Consider the following 20,165-nt stretch of genomic DNA (forward strand, 5'->3'; position numbering starts at 1 on the left):
GCACACCCGCCGGGCCGCATCCGCCCGCCGCGCTCCGCTCGCCCGTCGCTGGACGGTCGCCGCGTGACCGCCGCCCTCCTCCCCATCGCCCGCGCCGCCCTCGCCGGCCCCTGGACCCGCGCGGCCCTGGCCACCCGCCTGGCCGCGGTCCCGCTGCACGCCGCGCCCAACCGCGATCCCGAGGACCTGGCCACCCGCCTGCTCAACCTCAGCCCGAGCCCCTTCTTCGGCCCGCCGGAAGCCCTGGCCCGCCTGCTCGCCGAGTTACCGCGCCACCAGCCGCCGCCCGCAACGCCGCCGCGTCCCCGCTGGCGGGCCGAGGTGCCGCGCTGGGAGACCCCGGCCGAGCTCGCCGCCGCCCTCCGCCTCACCCCCGGCGAGCTGGACTGGTTCGCCGACGTCCGCACCTGGAACCGCCGCGCCGCCCAACCGCTGCGCCACTACCGGCACCGCTGGCTCGGCGCGCGGCCGGTGGAAGCGCCCAAACCCCGCCTGGCCGAGCTCCAGCGCCGCCTGAACCGCCTGCTGCTCAACCAGCTTCCAGTGCACGAGGCCGCGCACGGGTTCCGGCCGGGGCGCTCCGCCGCGACCTTCGCCGCGCCGCACGCCGGGGCGGCGCTGGTGGCGCGGTTCGACCTGGCCGGGTTCTTCACCTCGATCACCGCGGCCCGGTTGCGCGCCTACTTCTGCCACCTCGGCTACCCGGGCAACGTGGCCGCCGCGCTCACCGGGCTGCTCACCACGGTCACGCCGGCCGAGGTGCTGCGAGACGCCCCACCGGGGGCCGAGCGGCACCGGCTGGCCACTCCGCACCTGCCCCAGGGCGCGCCCTCCTCGCCTGCCATCGCCAACGCGCTGGCCGCGCGGCTGGACCGGCGGCTGGCCGGGCTCGCCGAGCGGATCGGCGCGGCCTACACCCGCTATGCCGACGACCTGGCCTTCTCCGGTGATCTTCCGCTGGACCGGTTGCGGGACGGGGTGCGGCGGATCGCCACCGACGAGGGGTTCCGGCTGCACCCCGGCAAGACCCGGATCGCCGCGGCGCACCAGCGGCAGCGGCTGGCCGGGCTGGTGGTCAACCACCGGCCCGCGGTGCCGCGCACGGACTACGACCAGCTGCGCGCGGTGCTGCACAACTGCGCCCGCACCGGCCCGGACGCGCAGAACCACGCCGGGCACCCGGATTTCCGCGCGCACCTGCTGGGCCGGATCGGCTGGGTGGCGGCCACCCACCCGGTCCGCGCGGCCCGGCTGCGCGCGCTGTTCGACAACATCAACTGGGGGCAGTCGTGACCGAGACGATCACCGGCGAGAGCTTCGCCGACGCGGTGCTGGGCAGGCAGACCTGGACCAGGCGGCACTTCACCGCCTGCGACTTCACCGAGGCCGACCTGCGCGGGCTGGTCACCGCGAACTGCACCTTCACCGACTGCCTGTTCGCGAACACCGACCTTGGCGAGTCCCGGCACACCGCGACCGCCTTCCGCAGCTGCACCTTCCGCGGCGCGGTGCTCAGTGAGTCCACAATGGACAACTGCTCGCTGGTCGGCTCCACCTTCGAGCGCTGCCGCCTGCGCCCGTGGACCCTGCGCGAGACCGACCTGTCGCTGACCGGGCTCGGCGGCGCGGACCTGCGCAGGCTGCGGTTGCGCGGCATCCGCTTCCGCGAGGCCAACCTGGTCGAGGCCGACCTGCGGCACGCCGACCTGACCGGGGCCGACCTGAGGGGCGCCCGGATGCAGCACACCAAGCTCGCCGAGGCCGACCTGCGCGAGGCCCGGCTGGACGCGAACGCCCTGGTGCAGGCCCAGCTCACCGGCGCGCGGGTGGACCTGGGCACCGCGGTGGCCTACGCCGCCGCGCACGGCCTCGTGGTCGACTGATCGTGTTACGGCCCTACCGCGAACTGCTCAGGGTCCCGCACCTGGGCCTGGTCATGTTCCTGTCCGTGCTGGGCCGGGTGCACGCGCTGGGCACCCCGCTGGCACTGACCTTCCTGGTGGCCGGCTGGACCGGCTCCTACGCGCTGGCCGGGCTGGTGATCGCCGCGCTGACCGTGGGCAACGCCGTCTCCGGCCCGTGGCGGGGGCGGCTGGCCGACCGCGGCTCCGCGCCACGGGTGCTGGTGGTCAGCTGCCTGCTCTACGCCACCGGCCTGCTGCTGCTGATGGCGCTGCCCGCCTGGGCCTGGTACGCCGCGCCGGTGCTGGCCCTGCTGATCGGGCTCAGCACGCCGCCGGTGGGCCCGGTGGCGCGCGCGGCCTACACCCGGCTCGCCGGGGACTCGACCAAGGCGAGCGTGTTCGCCGCCGAGGCCACCCTGTTCGAGCTGGCGGTGATGACCGGGCCGGTGCTGGCCTCGGCCATGATCAGCCTGGCCGGGCCGAGGGCCGCGCTCGCGCTGATGGCCGCCCTCGCGCTGGCCAGCGTGCTGTCCCTGGCCAGCGCGCTGCGCAGGGCCGGGCTGGGCGGGCCGAGGCCGGTGGCCGAGGGGGATCCCGGCAAGCGCGGATCGGTGCTGGCGCAACCGGGACTGACGCCGGCGCTGGTGGTGGCGATGCTGCTGGCGATGGGCTTCACCACCGTCAACCTGGCCGTGGTCGCGGTGGGCCGGGAGCTGGGCCAGCCGGTGGTGGCCGGGGTGCTGGTCGCGGTGTGGGCGATGGGCTCGCTGGTGGGCGGGCTGGTCGCGGGCGGCCGTGCCGGGACGCCGAGGTACGTGCCGCGGGTGGCCCTGCTGGCCGCCGGGGTGGTCGTGCTGGTGCCGGTGCTGCCGCCGGTCACCGAGGCATGGCCGGTGCTGATCGGCGCGCTGCTCGCGGTGACCGGACTGGCCAACTCTCCCGCGATCGCCGCCTCCAACCAGCGCCTCGGCGACCTGGCTCCGGAGGGCAGGGCGGCGGAGGCCTTCGGCTGGCTGGTCACCTTCACCACCACCGGCAGCACGCTGGCCGCCCCGGCCGCGGGCTGGCTGCTGGACACCGTCGGACCGGCCGCGGCGGTGGGTGGCGCGGCCGCGGCCGCGGTGCTGGCGATCCTGTTCGCGGTGCTCTCGGCCCGGCGTGCGCGGTGAGAAAAACCAGGCGCGGAATGTCGGACCCGGTCGCCAGACTGGCCCGGTGCTCCGTCCCTACCGGCAACTCCTCGCGGTCCCGCACCTGGCCTCCCTGCTCGTGTGGTCGGTGCTCGCGCGCCTGCACGGCACCGGCACCTCGATCGCGCTGACCTTCCTGGTCGTGGAGTGGACCGGCTCCTACGCGCTGGCCGGGCTGGTGATGGGCGCGCTGACCGTGGGCAACGGGGTGTCCGGGCCGTGGCGGGGCCGGATGGCCGACCGGACCTCGGCGCCGCGGCTGATCACGGTCACCGTGCTCTGCTACGTGGCCGGGCTGTCCGTGCTGGTGGTGCTGCCCGCCTCGGTCTGGTACGCCGCGCCGGTGATCGCCTTCTTCACCGGGCTGAGCACCCCGCCCGCCACCCAGCTGGTGCGCGCCGCGTTCACCAGGATCAAGGACAGCCAGGCTCGCACTGCCGCCTATGGCGCCGAGGCCACCGTGTTCGAGCTGACCTTCATGCTCGGCCCGGTGCTCACCGCCTTCGCGGTCGGCATGCTCGGCCCGCGCTGGGCGCTCGGCCTGATCGCCGCGGTCTCGCTGGGCGCCAACCTGGTCTTCGCGGTGGTGCTGCGCAGGGCCGGCATGGACACCCCGCAGCCGCTGCCCAGGCTGGCCGAGGGGACCAGGCGCCGTTCGGTGCTGGCCGCCCGCGGCCTGGCCCTCACGCTGTTCTCCTCGCTGTTCCTGGTGATGGCCTTCACCATGGTCGACCTGGCCATCGTGGCCCTGGGCCGCGAGCTCGGCCAGCCCACCGTGGCCGGTGCGCTGATCGGGGTGTGGGCGGTCGGCTCGCTGATCGGCGGGCTGGTCGCGGGCGGCCTGCCGGGGCAGCCGCGCCCCACGCTGCGGCTGGCCATGGTCGGACTCGGCATGGCCGCGCTGGTGCCGGTGCTGCCGCCGGTGCTGGACCCGACCTCGCCGGTGCTGATCGGGCTGATCCTGGCCATCGGCGGCGTGGCCATCGCGCCCACCATCTCCGCATCCAACCAGCGCATCGGCGACATCTCCCCGCCGGGCCGGGCCGCCGAGGCGGTGGGCTGGCTGGCCAGCTTCACCACCACCGGCGGCGCGCTGGCCGCCCCGGTCGCGGGCTGGCTGCTGGACCGGTTCGGCCCGGCCGCCGCGGCCGCCGGCGGCACCGTCGCGATGGTCTTCGGCACCGCGCTGATGGCCTGGTCGATGCGTGTGGTCCCGCGCACAACCACCCCTGCTGACCAGCGCCAACCCGAGTCCTCGGACACCGTGTGAGGTAGTCGTGACCAGAGGTGGGATGACTCGGCCACCGACTTGTGTTGCGCTGGGGGTGATGACTGCCACCGACGCCCCGGCCCGGCCGGATGCCCGCCCCCGGACCAGCCCGCGCGCCCGCCTGCTCGGCGTGCTGGGCGCGGCGGGCATCGGCGTGCTGATCGTGCTCCAGTCCCGCCTCAACGGCGAGCTGGGCAGGCAGATGCAGGACGGCGTCGGCGCGGCCCTGATCTCCTTCGGCAGTGGCCTGCTGTTGGTGCTCGCGCTGGTCCTGGCGCTGCCGGGCAGCCGCCGGGCCACCAAGCGGCTGGGCGCGGCGCTGCGGGACGGCTCGGTGCGCTGGTGGCAGACCCTGGGCGGGCTGTGCGGCGCGCTGCTGGTGTTCTCCCAGGGTGTGGCGGTGGCCAGCCTCGGCGTCGCGGTGTTCACCGTGGCCGTGGTGGCCGGGCAGGCGGTGAGCAGCCTCGCGGTGGACCGGGCCGGTCTCGGCCCAGCTGGTCCGCAGCCGCTGACCGTGACCAGGGTGCTGGGCGCGGTGCTCGCGGTGGCCGCCGTGCTGGTCGCGGTCTCCGAACGGCTCAGCGCGCCCGGCGCGCTGGTGCTGGCCGTGCTGCCGCTGCTGGCCGGCATCGGCATGTCCTGGCAGCAGGCGATGAACGGCCGGATCAAGGAAGCCGCCGGTGGCGTGCTGCCGGCGACCCTGGTCAACTTCCTGGCCGGGACCGCCGCGCTGCTGGTCTTCGGCGCGTTCCACTTCGCCACCGAGGGCTGGCCGGCCACCCTGCCCACCGACCCGCTGCTCTACCTCGGCGGCGCGATCGGACTGGTCTTCATCGCGGGCGCCGCGGCGCTGGTCCGGATCACCGGCGTGCTGCTGCTCGGCCTGGGCTCGGTGGCCGGTCAGTTGCTCGGCGCGCTGGCGCTGGACCTGCTGTTTCCCGCCGAGGGCGGGCACCTGTCCGCGGTCGCGGTCACCGGCACCCTGCTGACCCTGGTCGCGGTCGGCGTGGCCGCGCTGCCGAGTCGCCGCTGAGTAACAACCCGGTCACGGGGAGTTGCTGACCAGTCCCCGGCTGTGGGACGACGGAGCCATGAGCCTGAAGGTCGGTGACGTGGTCGAAGTCCTTGGCGCGCAAGAAATTCTGTCGACCTTGGACGAACGCGGCGAGCTGGACGAGCTGCCGTTCATGCCGGAGATGCTGCGTTACTGCGGGCAGCGGATGACCGTGCACAAGGTGGCGCACAAGCTCTGCGACTCCATCACCCACAGCGGCCTGCGCCGGATGGCCCGCGCGGTGCACCTCACCGGCGCGCGCTGCGACGGCTCCGCGCACGGCGGCTGCCAGACCGCCTGCTCCCTGTACTGGAAGGAGGACTGGCTCCGCAAGGTCGAACCCGGCCAGCTCGCCCCGCGCCGAACCCCGGCCGAGAGCAAGCCGAACCTGCCGCTGCTGGTCTCGGCCACCACCAGGGGCGCCGACCCGGACGGCCAGGCCCGCTACGCCTGCCAGGCCACCGAGATCCTGCGCGCCGCGCCGATCTGCATGCCGGTGCTCAGCCTGAGCCAGTACGTCACCGACGTGCGCACCGGCAACGTCGGCCCGCTGCTGGCCCTGCGCGGCTTCCTGGTCGGGGTGTTCAACCGCGTCCAGGTGGAGAGCCGCAAGCGCCTGCCCCGCTGGCTGCTCTTCCGCGGCGGCCGCGACTGGGGCTTCCTCAACCCCGGCCAACCGGGCAAGACCCCGACCGCCACGTTGAACTTACAGCCGGGCGAGCTGGTGCGGATCAGACCCAGGTCCGATATCGAGGCCACCCTGGACGACAACCTGCGCAACCGGGGCATGAGCTTCGACGAGGAGATGGCGCACTTCTGCGGCCAGACCGCCAGGGTGCTGGCCAGAGTGGACCGCTGCATCGACGAGCGCACCGGCCGGATGCTGCACCTGGCCAACCCGTGCATCGTGCTGGAGGGCGTGGTCTGCCTCGGCCGCTTCAACGTCAACTGCCCACGCGAGTTCGTGCCCTTCTGGCGCGAGATCTGGCTGGAGCGGGTCGAGGGCCTTGGCACGGAGCCTCGCCCGCGATAGCCGCGCCGAGGCGGCCGCTGGCGGCACGGCCGGACCGCCCGGATACACCCGGTATGAGGCCGGTCCGGCCGCACCGCCAGCAGCCGCCTCGATCACGACTCTCGCAGACGAGGCTCCGTGCCAAGGCCCTCGGCGAACCATCGGCCATGACGTGGGATTATTGAGGTCGTGACGGCAACGATCCTGGACGGCAAGGCGACCAAGAACGCCATCTTCGACGACCTGCGGCCGCGGGTGGACGCGCTCAAGGCGCGCGGCATCGTGCCCGGCCTGGGCACCGTGCTGGTGGGCGATGACCCGGGATCGGCGATGTACGTGCGGTCCAAGCACAAGGACTGCGCCCAGCTGGGCATCAACTCCATCCGCCGGGACCTGCCCGCCGACATCAGCCAGGACGAGCTGGTCAAGGTGATCGACGAGCTGAACGCCGACCCGGACTGCACCGCCTACATCGTCCAGCTGCCGCTGCCCGGGCACATCGACGCGAACGCGATCCTGGAGCGGATCGACCCGGCCAAGGACGCCGACGGCCTGCACCCGGTCAACCTGGGCCGCCTGGTGCTGGGCAAGACCGCGCCGCTGCCCTGCACCCCGCACGGCATCATCCGGCTGCTCCGCCAGTACGAGGTGCCGATCAACGGGGCGCAGGTGGTCGTGGTCGGCCGCGGCATCACCGTGGGCCGCTCCATGGGCCTGCTGCTGACCCGCAAGTCGGAGAACGCCACGGTCACCCTGTGCCACACCGGCACCAAGGACCTGGCCGCGGAGGTGCGCCGCGCGGACATCGTGATCGCCGCCGCCGGCGTGCCCGCGCTGATCAAGCCGGACATGGTCAAGCCGGGCGCGGCCGTGCTGGACGTGGGCGTCAGCCGCACCGACAGCGGCGTCTCCGGTGACGTGCACCCGGACGTGCGCGAGGTCGCGGGCTTCTTCTCGCCCAACCCCGGCGGCGTCGGCCCGATGACCAGGGCGCTGCTGGTCAGCAACGTGGTCGAGGCGGCCGAGCGAGCGGCGGGATGAGTGTGGCCGCCGACCTGCCGCCCAGCCAGGAACAGCCGCAGGAACGGCGGCCCGCGTGGCTGCGGGTGGTGCCGTTCCTGGTGGTGATGGCCATGGTGGTCTTCGGGTTCGTCTGGATCCTGATGTACCACTGGAAGCGCGGTTCGGTGACGCTGGCCGGGGCGCTGTTCCTGGCCGCGGTGTTCCGGGCCGCGCTGCCGGTGGAGGCCAGCTACCTGCTCGCCATCCGCAGCCGCCCGATCGACGTGCTCACCTACAGCGGGTTCGCGTTGATGATCACCTATGTGGCCATGACCATCGGGCCCTGAGGAGAGACGCTGCTCACCGGAGAACTCCGGTGACCGGCGGTGTTGGTAACCTCGCCTGCGCTGGGCGCACAGCCCGGTGATGCGGTCCCGCGGTTGTGACCGGGCCTTTCCGCTGCGCGCCCGTGGACCCACCCCATGCGGAACATGCGGATCGGAAGGACTTCACCAGTGGCACGCTCCGGCAAGGTCGCCGTAATCGGCGCCGGTTTCTACGGTTCCACCACGGCGCAGCGGCTGGCCGAGTACGACATCTTCGACACCGTCGTGCTGACCGACATCATCGACGGCAAGGCCGAGGGCCTCGCGCTGGACCTGAACCAGTCCCGCCCGGTCGAGGGCTTCGAGACCAAGGTCGTCGGCCAGACCACCGGTCGCGACGGCAGTGGCTACGAGGCCATCGCGGGCTCGGACATCGTGGTGATCACCGCCGGTCTGCCGCGCAAGCCCGGCATGAGCCGGATGGACCTGATCGAGACCAACGCCAAGATCGTCCGCCAGGTCGCGGAGAACGTCGCCAAGCACGCCCCCGAGGCCGTGGTGATCGTCGTCTCCAACCCGCTGGACGAGATGACCGCGCTGGCCCAGATCGCCACCCAGTTCCCGAAGAACCGGGTCATCGGCCAGGCCGGCATGCTCGACACCGCGCGCTTCACCAACTTCGTGGCCGAGACGCTGTCCGTGCCGGTCTCCTCGGTCAAGACCCTGACCCTGGGCTCGCACGGCGACACCATGGTGCCGGTGCCCTCGGCCTGCTCGGTCAACGGCAAGCCGCTGACCGACCTGCTGCCCGCGGACAAGGTCGAGGAGCTGGTCACCCGCACCCGCAACGGCGGTGCCGAGGTGGTCGCGCTGCTCAAGACCGGTTCCGCCTACTACGCGCCGTCCGCCGCGGCCGCCAGGATGGCCAAGGCCGTGCGCGAGGACTCCGGCGCGGTCATGCCGGTCTGCGCCTGGGTCGACGGCGAGTTCGGCATCGAGGGCGTCTACCTCGGCGTCACCGCCGAGCTGGGCAAGGGCGGCATCAAGAAGGTCGTGGAGACCGAGCTGACCGACTCCGAGCTCGCCGCGCTCAAGGAGGCCGCCGAGGCCGTGCGCGCCAAGCAGGCCGACGTGCAGAGCCTCTGATCGTCTCCGCCTACCGGGACGCGCTGGTTTCCGCGAGGAAGGCCAGCGCGTCCCGGTAGAACCGGGCGCTCACGTTCACCGCGTGCCCAGCCTCCGGGTACAGGGCCAGCCGCGCGTCCGGCATCAGGGCCGCGGTCTCGGTGAACAGCTCCGGCGTCCAGAAGTAGTCCCGCGCCCCGGCCACCACCAGCGCCGGGGTGGTGATCTCCGGCAGCCGCGCGCGCAGGTCCACCGCGTCCTCGGCCTGGATCACGGCCAGCATGTCCGCCGGATCCCTCGGGAACGGCCCCAAGGTGCCCACGGCCCACATCAGCCCGCGCAGCACCCGCCGCAGCACCGGGTTCCTGGTGAAACCGTCGGCGAGCAGGTGATAGCCGGGCCTCCGCTCGGCCAGCCGGTGCGCCATCGCCCACTGCGCCCGCCGCGCCACCGGCCCGAGCGTGTACGCGGTGGAGGCCAGCACCACCCGGGACACCACCGCCGGGTGGTCGGCGGTCAGCTGCAAGGCCACCGTGCCGCCGGTGGAGTGCCCCACCAGCGCGACTGGCCCGCCGAACCGCGACCGGATCGCCTCGGCGTGCTCGCCCGCGATCTCGGCCATGCTCATCCCCGGCCGCAGCCCCGGCCGCCGGTTCACCAGGTGCACCCGCCAGCCGCCCTCGGCCAGCGGCCGCACCGACCGGATCGCCAGCCGTGCGGCCAGTCCGGCCGGGTTCAGGTGCTCCGGCGTGAACCCGGGCAGGTAGACCAGCGGCTTGCCGGAACCCACGGCCAGACAAGGAAAACCACCGGGCAGCGTGCCCGCTTCGACGTCCTTCATCGGCTCAGCCCGCTCGCCACGAACTCGACCACCTGGTCCACCACCTCGTCGTAGACCTCACCGAACTCGTTGCGGTGCAAGGGAAGCAGCAGCACCGCGCGCAGCACGCCGAGCACCAACTCCGGCCGCCGGTCGCTCAGTCCGGTGCGGGCCAGGAACTCCCCGATCGGCAGCGCCGCCTGCTCGCGCAGCGCCGCCGCCCGCTCCGGGGACAGCCGCGCGGTGACCGCGGCCAGCTCCTCCGGATGCGTGATCAGCCTGCGGTACAACGGAGCCTCGTCCAGCACCGCGAGCACCTCGCGCAGGAAGGCCCGGATCGCCGACCTGGGCTCGCCGCGCAGGGTGGCCAGCACGCGGGCCTGGATGGCGGGCGCGCCGGCCAGCATCAGCTCGCCGTAGAGGGACTCCTTCGAGTCGAAGAAGGCGTAGAAGCTGGTCTTGGCGATCCCGGCCGGTTCGGTCAGCTCGGCCAGCGAGGTCTTGCGCAGCCCCTGCGCCACGAACAGCTCCCGGCCGGTGGCCAGCAGCTCCGCCCTGATCCGGGCCCGGTCGCGCTCGTCGAAATGGGCGGGCACGACCCCTCCAATAAGGCAATGAACGATTCGTTCTTTCGTTCATTGTCCACGGTGCGCTTGCTGCGCACCAGTACCGGGGTACGAACAACAGGAGAAGCCCGCCTGGAGAGGAGCCAGCAGTGACCGACGTCGAGCTGACCAGCCCGCGGCGCATCGCGTGGCCGGTGCCCGAGCCCGAACTGCCGGAGGCCACCCACTCCGCGCTGGCCGACGCGGTCCGCGCCGCGGCCACCGCGCTGCGCGCCGGACGGCACCGCTTCGACCGGGAGGAGCTGGGCGAGCAGGTCCGGATGGGCGCGGACGGCACCCCGACCTCGCGGGTGGACGACCTGGTGGAGAACGCCATCGCCGAGGCCGCCGCCCGGCACGGGGTCAACCTGCTCAGCGAGGAGGCCGGTTTCCTGGACCACGGCTCCGCGCTGACCCTGGTGGTCGACCCGGTGGACGGCACCGGCAACTCCGCCGCCGGGGTGCCGCTGAGCTGCTTCGCCGGGGTGCTCGCCCTGGACGGCACGCCGATCGAGGCGCTGACCTGCTGGTTCGACACCGGCCGCTGCTGGTACGCGCGCGCTGACGAGCCGACCGAGTACCGCACCACCGGCCGCACCGCGCTGGACGGGGCCCAGTTGTGCCTGCAACGCCCCAAGCAGAACCAGGACACCTGGTCCCGGCTGGCTGCCCGCGCCTCCAGGGTGCGCGTGCTGGGCACCACCGCGCTGGAGTGCGCGCTGGTCGCCGAGGGCTCGGTGGACGCCTACGCCGACCCCGGCTCGGACACCCACCGGATCATGGACCTGGCCGCCGCCATGGTCACCGTGCCGGCCGCGGGCGGCGTGGTGATCGACGCGATGGGCCGGCCGCTGGAACTGGACGTGGACCTGACCCGCCGCTGGTCCGGCATCGCCGCCGCGACACCGGCGCTGGCCGAGGAGATCGCGGCGGTGGTGTTCAGCGCGCCCGCTGGTTGACCGAGCAGGCCACCGCGGCCCCGCTGGTCAGCAACCGCTCCAGCGGCGCCGCCTTGGCCAGGCACTCCAGCCACTCCGCCTGCGGGTCGGAGTCCGCGGTGATGCCGCCACCGACGCCGAGCCGCAGCTCGCCGTCCTGGATCTCCAGCGTGCGGATGGCCACGTTCAGCTCCAACCCGGCCACCGGCGAGGCCAGGCCGACCGCGCCGCAGTAGACCTGCCTGGGCTGGTCCTCCAGCCCAGCGATGAGCTCCAGCGCGCGCACCTTGGGCGCGCCGGTGACCGAGCCGGGCGGGAAGGTCGCGGCCAGCAGCCCGGCGTCGTCCACCTCCGGCCGCAGCTGACCCTCCACAGTGGACACCAGGTGCCAGACGCCGGGCGCTGGCCGGATCTTCAGCAGCTCGGGCACGATCACCGAACCGGGCACGCAGACCCGGCCCAGGTCGTTGCGCACCAGGTCGACGATCATCACGTTCTCCGCGACGTCCTTGACCGAGCGGCGCAGCCGGGCCGCGTTGCCCTCGTCCTCAGGACCGCGCCTGGGCAGCGTGCCCTTGATCGGACTGGACCGCACGGTGCGCCCGTGCCTGGCCAGGAACAGCTCGGGGGAGAAGGAGACCACCGCGCCCCAGTCCCCGGCCAGGTAGGCCGCGCGGGCCGGGTCCAGCCGGGCCACGCCCTCGGCGAACAGCTCGGCGGGGTCGCCGTCGAACTCGGCGGTGAACTGGGCGCACACGTTGGCCTGGAAGATCTCCCCGGCCGCGATCTGCTCCACACAACCGGCCACCGCCGCCCGGTGCCGGGCGGCCGAGGCCCTGCGCAGTGGCCCGGCCCGCCACGGCCGCCGGGCCGGCTCGGTGCTCGCGGCCACCAGCTCGGCCAGCTCCGCGGCCAGCGCGACGGGTTCCGCGCGGTTGTCCGGCACCAGCGCCTCGAACCACCACTGCCCGCCGTGGTCCAGCCGCAGCACGTGGTCGGCCCAGCCCCAGACCGCGTCCGGCAGCCCGCGCGGCGCGGTCCAGGCCCCCGGATCGGTGAGCCCGTAGCCGAGGAAGCCGAACCAGCCGCCGCCGACCGTGCCCGGCGGCACCGGCCCGGTCACCGTCGGCTGGAGGCAGGGCACGGTGTGTGCCACCTCGTCCGCCACCGGGTTGACCTGCACCGAGGGCAGCAGCACGGCCCGCGCGCCGAACCAGTCGCCGCTGAGCGCGGCCGGCGGCGGCAGACCCAGCTCGTGGGCACGCGCGACCAGCCGCCGGAACACCAGTTCCGGGGCGGACCGGCGGCCGACGGGCCGGGTGAGCACGTGCACGCGCGCATCATGACCGGTGGGGCTGTTTCAGAACAGTGAATGTGGCCAGGTGAACTCAGGCGGTCGCAGCTGTCTCCTAGGCTTGGTCCCCGTGGCTGACCACGGACGCAAGGGCGACCCGCCGCCGCTGCCGGAACCGCTTCCGGCGCCGGTGGTCGACGCGCACACCCATCTCGACGCCTGCGGCTTCACCGATCCCGACTCGGTGCGGGCCGCGCTGGACCGGGCCGACTCGGTCGGGGTCGGCCGGGTGGTGACGGTGGCCGACGACCTGCCCTCGGCGCGCTGGGTGGTGGAAGCCTCCGCCTGGGACGACCGGCTCTTCGCCGCGGTCGCGCTGCATCCCACCCGCACCAGCGTGTTCGGCGACGCCGAGCGGGCCGAGCTGGAGAAGCTGGCCGCCGCGCCCAGGGTGGTCGCGGTCGGGGAGACCGGGCTGGACTACTACTGGGACTACTCGACCCCGCAGGACCAGGACCCCGCCTTCCGCTGGCACATCGACCTGGCCAAGCGGCTGGACAAGGCGCTGATGATCCACGACCGGGACGCGCACGAGGACGTGCTGCGCATCCTGGACGAGGAGGGCGCGCCCGAGGCCGTGGTCTTCCACTGCTTCTCCGGGGACGCCGAGTTCGCCAAGCGGTGCGCGGACAAGGGGTACGTGCTCTCCTTCGCCGGGCCGGTGACCTTCCGCAAGTCCGCCGACCTCCAGGAGGCGGCCCGGCTGGTGCCCGCCGACCAGTTCCTGATCGAGACCGACGCGCCCTTCCTGACCCCCCATCCGTACCGGGGCAGGCCCAACGAGCCGTACGCCGTTACCTATACAGCGCGTGTCATGGCGTCACTCAGGGGAGTGGATGTGGCCGAACTCGCCGCGAACACCTCCGCCACCGCCGAACGGGTGTTCCGGCTGGCAGAGCGGTCGGCAATGGAGTGAGGACGCGCAGTAACCGTTTACCGTTGCTGTGGTGCACGTCACAAGCGGCCGAACGGGCCTTTCCATAGCCCCCCGGTACTCGTTACTGTCCCGTGATCGTTCCCGGGGCATCAGGTTCCGGGAATGGTTCGCACCCACAGGGAGACGTGTGTCGGGGCTCGTCGACCAGCAGTGGCGCGCCTGGCATGAACACCGCCTCCTGGAGGTATCGACCCCGTGACCGGAACCGGCAGACCCCGTGGTGTTGCCGTGGGCACTGGAACGTTCGAGGACTCCACTCCTTCGGACTCCTGGTTTGAGCAGAACCCCGCGCACAACGTCGCCGTGCTGGACCGGCCGGCGTTCCGGGGCGTCAACCTGGACCACCCCAGCCACCCGTCGATGTCCCTGAACGTCACCACCGATGACGTGCTCCAGGTCCTCGGCCCCGACGCCTACGCGCTGCTGGACAGCGTGGACGTCGACATCGACGAGCTGATCGGCCTGCTCAACGCCGAGACCACCATGCTCCCGGCGCTGCGCGACCTCCGTCCCGAGGACGATGAGGACCGCGCCGCCAGGGACCGCGGCGAGATCCCGCCGGTGCTGGTCGAGGCCGTCACCGACTGGAAGCGCCGCTTCCTCAAGGCCGGTGTGGCCGCCGCGCTGGTCACCCTGACCGGCGGCGGCGCGGCCGCGGTCGCGATGGACAAGCAGGTCACCGTCGACATCGACGGCACCCAGCAGACCGTGCGCACCTACGCCAGCACGGTCGCCCAGGTGCTGGCCGACCAGGGCCTGACCACCCAGGCGCACGACGCGCTCAGCCCGTCCCCGCAGGCCTCCATCGCCGACGGCGGCAAGATCGTGCTGGAGCGCGGCCGTCAGCTGAAGATGACCGTGGACGGCCAGACCACCGAGTCCTGGGTGCGCGCCCGCACCGTCGGCGACGCGCTCAACCAGCTCGGCATCAACCACGACGGCGCCTGGCTGTCCAAGGACCGCACCGCGGCCATCCCCACCGACGGCCTGGCGCTGGAGATCAAGACCCCGAAGAACGTCACGCTCTTCGACGGTGGCAACGAGCCGCAGCGGATGAAGACCACCGCGCTCACCGTCTCCGAACTGCTCCAGCAGCTCCAGCTCAGCCTTGGCCCCGACGACCAGGTCAACCTGGGCGCGGACGGCAAGATCAGCGACGGCGCGGAGATCCACGTCAGCCGCACCGGCGTGACCGTGGTGAACAAGAAGGAAGCCATCGAGCCGACGGTCGAGAAGACCGACGACCCGACCATGATGCGCGGTGAGCAGAAGGTCGAGGACCCGGGCACGCCCGGCGAGCAGATGGTCACCTACCGGGTCACCATGAAGAACGGCAAGGAGACCGCCCGGGAGAAGCTGGGCACCAAGGTCGTCAAGGAAGCCAAGCCGAAGAAGATCCGGGTCGGCACCAAGGTGCCGCCGGACGGCGCGGTCTGGGACCGGCTGGCGCAGTGCGAGGCCACCGGCAACTGGGCGGCCAACACCGGCAACGGCTACTACGGCGGCCTGCAGTTCAACGCCGGCACCTGGCGGGCCTACGGCGGCGCGCAGTACGCCGCCCTGCCGCACCAGGCCAGCCGGGAGCAGCAGATCGCGGTGGCCACCAAGCTGCGCGACGCCCGCGGCGGCTACGGCGCCTGGCCGCACTGCTCATCGAAGCTGAACCTGCCCAAGTAGTCTCTGGCGGGTGACTGAAACTCCGGCACCGGCCGGGCCGCAGGGCGTCTCGCTCCTCGGCCCGGCCGATGTGCGTCGGCTGGCGGCCGAGCTCGACGTGCGTCCCACCAAGAAGCTGGGGCAGAACTTCGTGCACGACCCGAACACGGTGCGCCGCATCGTGTGGGAGGCCGGGCTCTCCGCCGACGACGTGGTGCTGGAGGTCGGCCCCGGCCTCGGCTCGCTGACCCTGGCCCTGCTGCCCGCCTGCGCGGGCGTGGTCGCGGTGGAGATCGACCCGGTGCTGGCCGGACTGCTGCCGGCCACTGCCGCCGAGCGCGCGCCGGAGCTGGCGGCGAACCTGCGGGTGGTGCTGGCCGACGCGATGCGGGTGCGCGCCGCCGACCTCGGCGAGCCCGCGCCCACCGCGCTGGTGGCGAACCTGCCCTACAACGTGGCCGTGCCGGTGGTGCTGCACCTGCTGGCCGAACTGCCCTCGCTGCGCCGGGGTCTGGTCATGGTGCAGGCCGAGGTGGCCGACCGGCTGGCCGCCGGTCCCGGCAGCCGGATCTACGGCGTGCCCAGCGTCAAGGCCGCCTGGTACGCCGCGATGCGCCGGGCCTCCGCGGTGCCGCGCGCGGTGTTCTGGCCGGTGCCCAACGTGGACTCCGCGCTGGTCGCCTTCACCCGTCGCGCCGAACCGGAGGGCGCGGACAAGGCCGCGGTGTTCGCGGTGATCGAGGCCGCCTTTTCCCAGCGCCGCAAGGGCCTGCGCGCCGCACTGGCCTCCTGGGCCGGTTCGGCCGAGCGGGCTGGCCGGGTGCTGGCCGCGGCCGGGATCGAGCCGACCACCCGGGGCGAGCAGCTGGACATCGCCGCCTACGTGAAAATCGCCAAGGCCGAGGCCGAGCTCGGGGAATAACCACGCCGCGTGACCCGTTGAACCCGAGGGGTGCGTTCGCCGACGCTCGGTTGTCCGTTACAGCTGTGATCTGGCGAACGAACCACGGCCGAACGGGCGGATGCACTTGCTTTTCCTCTGTTGGCTCAGTTGTACTGTTCGAGTAATCCATCCCGAGCGGCCGAGAGACCTGGATCTGTGACGCCGCAGCAACCACCCAGCAATGGGCAGGTGCTACCGCCAGGAGCGATGGAGCAGACATGAAGCTCATGCGCGTGCTGACGCGTCGACGGGTAGTCGATCACGGTCGTCGTACGGTCTCCGGTTGTCGGTCCTGACCGGACTTCCGCCGCTCTGACGGCGTTCTCCTCCTCCACACGCTCTACCCGCTTACGTCCGGAGCACCGGACACACAGGTGTGCGCGGGCCGCCGAGCGCGGCACCGCCCTGCCATGGAGACATCGTGATCACAGTTGAGAACCTGACCAAGGCCTACCGGGGCCGCAGTGGCACGACCGTCGCGCTCGACGGCGTCTCGCTCCAGGTCCCCGCTGGAACGGTGTGCGGCGTCGTCGGGGAGAGCGGCGCGGGCAAGTCCACGCTGGCCCGCTGCATCGCCCTGCTGGAGCAGCCCGACTCGGGCGGCATCCTGGTCGACGGCACCGACCTGGTGACCCTGCGCGGCTCCGCGCTGCGCGCCGCCCGTCGCCAGATCGGCGTGGTGCCGCAGAACGACTCGCTGCTGCGCCAGCGCACCGCGGCGGGCAACATCGCGCTGCCGCTGGAGGCCGCCGGCGCGCCGGTGGAGTCCAGGCGCAAGCGGGTGGTCGAGCTGCTGGACCTGGTCGGCCTGGCCGACAAGGCGGGCAGCTACCCCGACCAGCTCTCCGGCGGGCAGCGGCAGCGGGTGGCCATCGCCCGCGCGCTGGCCGCCAACCCCTCGGTGCTGCTGGCCGACGAGCCCACCTCCGCGCTGGACCCGGACACCACCGCCTCGGTGCTCACCGTGCTGGACCGGGCCCGCGCCGAACTGGGCGTGACCGTGCTGGTGGTCACCCACGACATGGGCGTGGTCCGCCGGATCTGCGATGACGTCGCGGTGCTGGACCGCGGCCAGGTGGTCGAGCACGGCAAGGTGCTCGACCTGGTCACCCAGGCCGGCTCGCGCACCTCGGGCGCGCTGCTGCCCGGCGTGGAGGACATCGTGCGCGCCGGGGACACCGACGCCCGCTTCGACCGGGTGGCCGACGTGGTGCTGGTCGGCTTCGCCGCCGTCGGCGCGCTGCTGCCCGAGGCGGCCAGCCGCTTCGAGGTGGACCTGAACCTGCTGGGCGGCGGCATGACCCGCCTGGCCGACACCCCCGTGGCCCGGTTCCGGGTCGCGTTGACCGGAGCCAACGCCGACGCCGCCTTCGACTGGATCGCCGACCGCGGCGCCGTCGTCCGCCGCCGGCCGACTGTGCTCGCTGGAGGAGCAGCCGCGTGAAAGAGGCAACACCCTGGGCGGAAGTCTTCGACAAGCTCGCCCAGGCGGGGGCCGAGACCGGCCTGATGGTCGGACTCGGCACCCTGTTCGCGGTGCTCGGCGGTCTCCCGCTCGGCGTCCTGCTGCACGCCAGCGCGCCGGGCGGGCTGCGGCCGCAGCCCCTGGTCTACCGGGCGCTGGGCTTCGTGGTCGACCTGACCAGGTCGCTGCCGTTCATCATCCTGCTGGTCGCGCTGATCCCGGTGACCAGGGCGCTGGCCGGCAGCTACATCGGCAGCGGCCCCGCGGTCGTGCCGCTGGCCATCGGCGCGATCCCGTTCCTGGCCAGGCTGGTGCAGTCCGCGCTGCGGGAGGTGCCTGCCGGCGTGGTGGAAGCCGCGCTGACCACCGGGGCGAGCAAGCCGAAGATCGTCCGCAGCGTGCTGGTCAAGGAGGCCGGTCCCTCGCTGATCGCGGCGGTCGGGGTCACCGCGGTGGCGCTGATCGGCTACTCCGCCATGGCGGGCGCGGTCGGCGGCGGTGGCCTCGGCAACCTGGCCATCACCTACGGCTACCAGCGCTTCGACTCCCGTCTTCTGTACAGCTCGGTGATCGTGCTGGCCGCGCTCACCTTCCTGGTGCAGATTCTCTTTGATCTTGTTTCGCGCACGGTCGACCGTCGCCGCCAGATCACCGTCTAGAAAGGACAGCTCCAATGCGGGTTCCCGCCCTCATCGCGACCGTCGTCACCGCCGCCCTCGTCCTCACCGCCTGCGGTGCCGGCGGGGACAACGCCGCCAACCAGGACTCCGCGCTGCGGGTCGCGGTCAGCCCGGTGCCGCACGCAAAGATCCTCAACTGGGTCAAGGACAACCTGGCCGCGAGCAAGAACCTCAAGATCGAGGTGGTGGAGTTCCAGGACTACGTGCTGCCCAACACCTCGCTGGTGGACAAGCAGCTGGAGGCCAACTACTTCCAGCACGTGCCCTACCTGACCGAGTTCCTCAAGGAGCGCGGCGGCGACCTGAAGTTCGTCGCGCCGGTGCACATCGAGCCGCTCGCGGTCTTCTCCAAGAAGGTCAAGAACATCGCCGACCTGCCGAACAACGCGAAGGTGGCGCTGTCCCAGGACGCGGCCAACCAGACCCGCGCGCTGCGGCTGCTGCAGGCGAACAACGTGCTCAAGCTCAAGCCGGGCAGCGAGCAGGGCGCCGCGCTCAAGGACGTCGCGGAGAACCCGAAGAACATCAAGTTCGTCGAGCTGGAGCCCGCGCAGCTGGCCCGCAGCCTGGACGACACCGACGCCTCGGTGGTCAACGGCAACTACGCCATCGACGCCGGGCTGGACCCGATCAAGGGCTCGCTGGCGGTGGAGAAGGCCGAGCAGAACCCCTACGCGAACGGGCTGGTCACCCGGCCCGAGCTGGCCGAGGACAAGCGGATCAAGGCGCTGGCCGAGCTGCTCACCTCGCAGCAGACCAGGGACTACATCCAGAAGGAGTTCGGCGGCGCGGTCATCCCGGCCTGACGTTGGCGGCAACCGGCAGAAAGTCGTCCGCGGAGCAGGAGCCGGGCGTGTTTTCCGGGGCGAGCACGTACGCTGACAGGGTGCTGGCAGTCGTTCCGCCCCCGGTCATCGTCCGTGCCCCGGCCAAGGTCAATGTGCACCTTGCCGTCGGTGATGTGCGCAAGGACGGCTACCACGACCTCATGACCGTCTTCCAGGCCTTGTCCCTGAACGACGAGGTCACGGTCTCGGTGGCCGAGGAGCCGGGGATCGAGGTGGTCGGCGACAGCGCGGACATGGTGCCCGCCGACTTCTCCAACCTGGCCTGGAAGGCCGTGACGGCGCTGGCCGAGTACGTGGGCCGGGACCCGAAGGACCCCAGGGTCAGGGTGCACATCCGCAAGGGCATCCCGGTGGCCGGCGGCATGGCCGGTGGCAGCGCGGACGCCGCGGCCACCCTGGTCGGCCTGGCCTCGCTGTGGAAGCTGGAGATCGGCAAGGACGAGCTGGCCGACGTGGCCGCCGCGCTCGGCGCGGACGTGCCGTTCTGCCTGCACGGCGGCACCGCGCTCGGCTCCGGCCGGGGCGACCGGCTGGTCCCGGTGCTGGCCCGCCACCAGTTCCACTGGGTGCTCGCGCTGGACCACGAGGGCCTGTCCACGCCCTCGGTCTTCCACGAGCTGGACCGGCTGCGCGCCGAGGGCGAGCCGCCCAGGGTCGGCGCGGTCGAACCCGTGGTGGAGGCGCTGGCCACCGGCGACCCCCGGCAGCTGGCCCTGCTGCTGGGCAACGACCTGCAGGCCGCCGCGGTGTCGCTGCGCCCGTCCCTGCGCCGCACGCTGCGCGCGGGCGTGGACGCGGGCGCGCTGGCCGGGATCGTCTCCGGCTCCGGCCCGACCTGCGCGTTCCTCTGCCAGGACGCCGAGTCGGCGGTCCGGGTCGCCGCGGAGCTGGCCGGGGTCGGCGTGTGCCGTACCGTGCGAGTGGCACAGGGGCCGGTGCACGGCGCCAGGGTGATGAGCGTCGAGGAGTCCCCTCGCTCCGCTCCGCCCGAGGTGCACGCGTAGTTCCTGCTGCGCGGACGGCAACTCATAGTGGA

General features: G+C 72.8%; 20 protein-coding genes and 1 riboswitch. Of the genes, 17 read left to right on the plus strand and 3 right to left on the minus strand.

The features are described from left to right. Positions 1-63: 63 nt before the first annotated feature. From ACWDY5_RS24800 to mdh, 9 genes are all read left to right on the plus strand, one after another. Positions 64-1,293, plus strand: a complete 1,230-nt coding sequence (locus ACWDY5_RS24800) for a reverse transcriptase family protein (RefSeq protein WP_449724557.1) — start codon at positions 64-66, stop codon at positions 1,291-1,293. Next, complete coding sequence (locus ACWDY5_RS24805) at positions 1,290-1,883, plus strand: pentapeptide repeat-containing protein (protein WP_449724558.1); 594 nt, start codon at positions 1,290-1,292, stop codon at positions 1,881-1,883. Before ACWDY5_RS24800 ends, ACWDY5_RS24805 begins: the two co-directional genes overlap by 4 nt. Positions 1,884-1,885: 2 nt before the next feature. Then, positions 1,886-3,073 carry an MFS transporter gene (locus ACWDY5_RS24810; RefSeq protein WP_449724559.1) on the plus strand — a complete coding sequence of 396 codons (1,188 nt, stop codon included), beginning with the start codon at positions 1,886-1,888 and terminating at the stop codon, positions 3,071-3,073. Positions 3,074-3,119: 46 nt separating this feature from the next. Then, positions 3,120-4,364, plus strand: coding sequence for an MFS transporter (locus tag ACWDY5_RS24815; RefSeq protein ID WP_449724560.1), 1,245 nt, complete (start codon positions 3,120-3,122; stop codon positions 4,362-4,364). 58 nt (positions 4,365-4,422) lie between these two features. Next, complete coding sequence (locus ACWDY5_RS24820; RefSeq protein WP_449724561.1) at positions 4,423-5,397, plus strand: DMT family transporter; 975 nt, start codon at positions 4,423-4,425, stop codon at positions 5,395-5,397. A 58-nt stretch (positions 5,398-5,455) separates the two neighbouring features. Beyond that, the gene (locus ACWDY5_RS24825; RefSeq protein ID WP_449724562.1) at positions 5,456-6,451 is read left to right on the plus strand and encodes a hypothetical protein; all 996 of its coding nucleotides are present in this window, start codon (positions 5,456-5,458) and stop codon (positions 6,449-6,451) included. 168 nt (positions 6,452-6,619) lie between these two features. Then, positions 6,620-7,471 carry a bifunctional methylenetetrahydrofolate dehydrogenase/methenyltetrahydrofolate cyclohydrolase gene (locus ACWDY5_RS24830; protein WP_252481277.1) on the plus strand — a complete coding sequence of 284 codons (852 nt, stop codon included), beginning with the start codon at positions 6,620-6,622 and terminating at the stop codon, positions 7,469-7,471. Next, complete coding sequence (locus tag ACWDY5_RS24835; protein ID WP_449724563.1) at positions 7,468-7,779, plus strand: DUF3017 domain-containing protein; 312 nt, start codon at positions 7,468-7,470, stop codon at positions 7,777-7,779. The genes ACWDY5_RS24830 and ACWDY5_RS24835 overlap by 4 nt, the downstream gene beginning before the upstream one ends. Positions 7,780-7,947: 168 nt before the next feature. Then, positions 7,948-8,904 (plus strand): malate dehydrogenase, encoded by a 957-nt coding sequence (gene mdh / locus ACWDY5_RS24840; RefSeq protein ID WP_449724564.1) that lies wholly within the window; start codon positions 7,948-7,950, stop codon positions 8,902-8,904. 10 nt (positions 8,905-8,914) lie between these two features. On the opposite strand, the gene ACWDY5_RS24845 is transcribed toward mdh, so the two are convergent. Together ACWDY5_RS24845 and ACWDY5_RS24850 are read right to left on the minus strand one after the other, a co-directional pair. After that, a complete protein-coding gene (locus tag ACWDY5_RS24845; protein WP_449724565.1) occupies positions 8,915-9,724 on the minus strand; it encodes an alpha/beta fold hydrolase in 810 nt (269 codons plus the stop codon). Then, complete coding sequence (locus tag ACWDY5_RS24850) at positions 9,721-10,299, minus strand: TetR/AcrR family transcriptional regulator (RefSeq protein ID WP_449724566.1); 579 nt, start codon at positions 10,297-10,299, stop codon at positions 9,721-9,723. Before ACWDY5_RS24850 ends, ACWDY5_RS24845 begins: the two co-directional genes overlap by 4 nt. A gap of 119 nt (positions 10,300-10,418) precedes the next feature. Here ACWDY5_RS24850 and ACWDY5_RS24855 point away from each other — a divergent pair, with 119 nt between their 5' ends. Continuing rightward, entirely contained in the window at positions 10,419-11,267 is an 849-nt protein-coding gene (locus ACWDY5_RS24855; protein WP_449724567.1) for an inositol monophosphatase family protein, read from the plus strand. On the opposite strand, the gene ACWDY5_RS24860 is transcribed toward ACWDY5_RS24855, so the two are convergent. Beyond that, positions 11,248-12,579 carry an aminodeoxychorismate synthase component I gene (locus ACWDY5_RS24860; protein ID WP_449724568.1) on the minus strand — a complete coding sequence of 444 codons (1,332 nt, stop codon included), beginning with the start codon at positions 12,577-12,579 and terminating at the stop codon, positions 11,248-11,250. The genes ACWDY5_RS24855 and ACWDY5_RS24860 overlap by 20 nt on opposite strands. Before the next feature lie 91 nt (positions 12,580-12,670). Here ACWDY5_RS24860 and ACWDY5_RS24865 point away from each other — a divergent pair, with 91 nt between their 5' ends. From ACWDY5_RS24865 to ACWDY5_RS24895, 7 genes are all read left to right on the plus strand, one after another. Beyond that, complete coding sequence (locus ACWDY5_RS24865; protein WP_449724569.1) at positions 12,671-13,516, plus strand: TatD family hydrolase; 846 nt, start codon at positions 12,671-12,673, stop codon at positions 13,514-13,516. 381 nt (positions 13,517-13,897) lie between these two features. Next, entirely contained in the window at positions 13,898-15,214 is a 1,317-nt protein-coding gene (locus ACWDY5_RS24870) for a transglycosylase family protein (RefSeq protein WP_449724645.1), read from the plus strand. A gap of 10 nt (positions 15,215-15,224) precedes the next feature. After that, positions 15,225-16,115, plus strand: a complete 891-nt coding sequence (rsmA, locus tag ACWDY5_RS24875; RefSeq protein WP_449724570.1) for a 16S rRNA (adenine(1518)-N(6)/adenine(1519)-N(6))-dimethyltransferase RsmA — start codon at positions 15,225-15,227, stop codon at positions 16,113-16,115. Positions 16,116-16,259: 144 nt separating this feature from the next. Beyond that, a riboswitch (SAM riboswitch) is annotated at positions 16,260-16,350 on the plus strand. Between the two features lie 207 nt (positions 16,351-16,557). Next, the gene (locus ACWDY5_RS24880; protein ID WP_252481268.1) at positions 16,558-17,580 is read left to right on the plus strand and encodes a methionine ABC transporter ATP-binding protein; all 1,023 of its coding nucleotides are present in this window, start codon (positions 16,558-16,560) and stop codon (positions 17,578-17,580) included. Next, entirely contained in the window at positions 17,577-18,260 is a 684-nt protein-coding gene (locus ACWDY5_RS24885) for a methionine ABC transporter permease (RefSeq protein WP_252481267.1), read from the plus strand. Before ACWDY5_RS24880 ends, ACWDY5_RS24885 begins: the two co-directional genes overlap by 4 nt. Before the next feature lie 14 nt (positions 18,261-18,274). Further along, positions 18,275-19,087 (plus strand): MetQ/NlpA family ABC transporter substrate-binding protein, encoded by an 813-nt coding sequence (locus ACWDY5_RS24890; protein WP_449724571.1) that lies wholly within the window; start codon positions 18,275-18,277, stop codon positions 19,085-19,087. An 80-nt stretch (positions 19,088-19,167) separates the two neighbouring features. Then, positions 19,168-20,133 (plus strand): 4-(cytidine 5'-diphospho)-2-C-methyl-D-erythritol kinase, encoded by a 966-nt coding sequence (locus ACWDY5_RS24895; protein ID WP_449724572.1) that lies wholly within the window; start codon positions 19,168-19,170, stop codon positions 20,131-20,133. Positions 20,134-20,165 lie beyond the last annotated feature (32 nt).

This window comes from Crossiella sp. NPDC003009 (genome assembly GCF_053591555.1).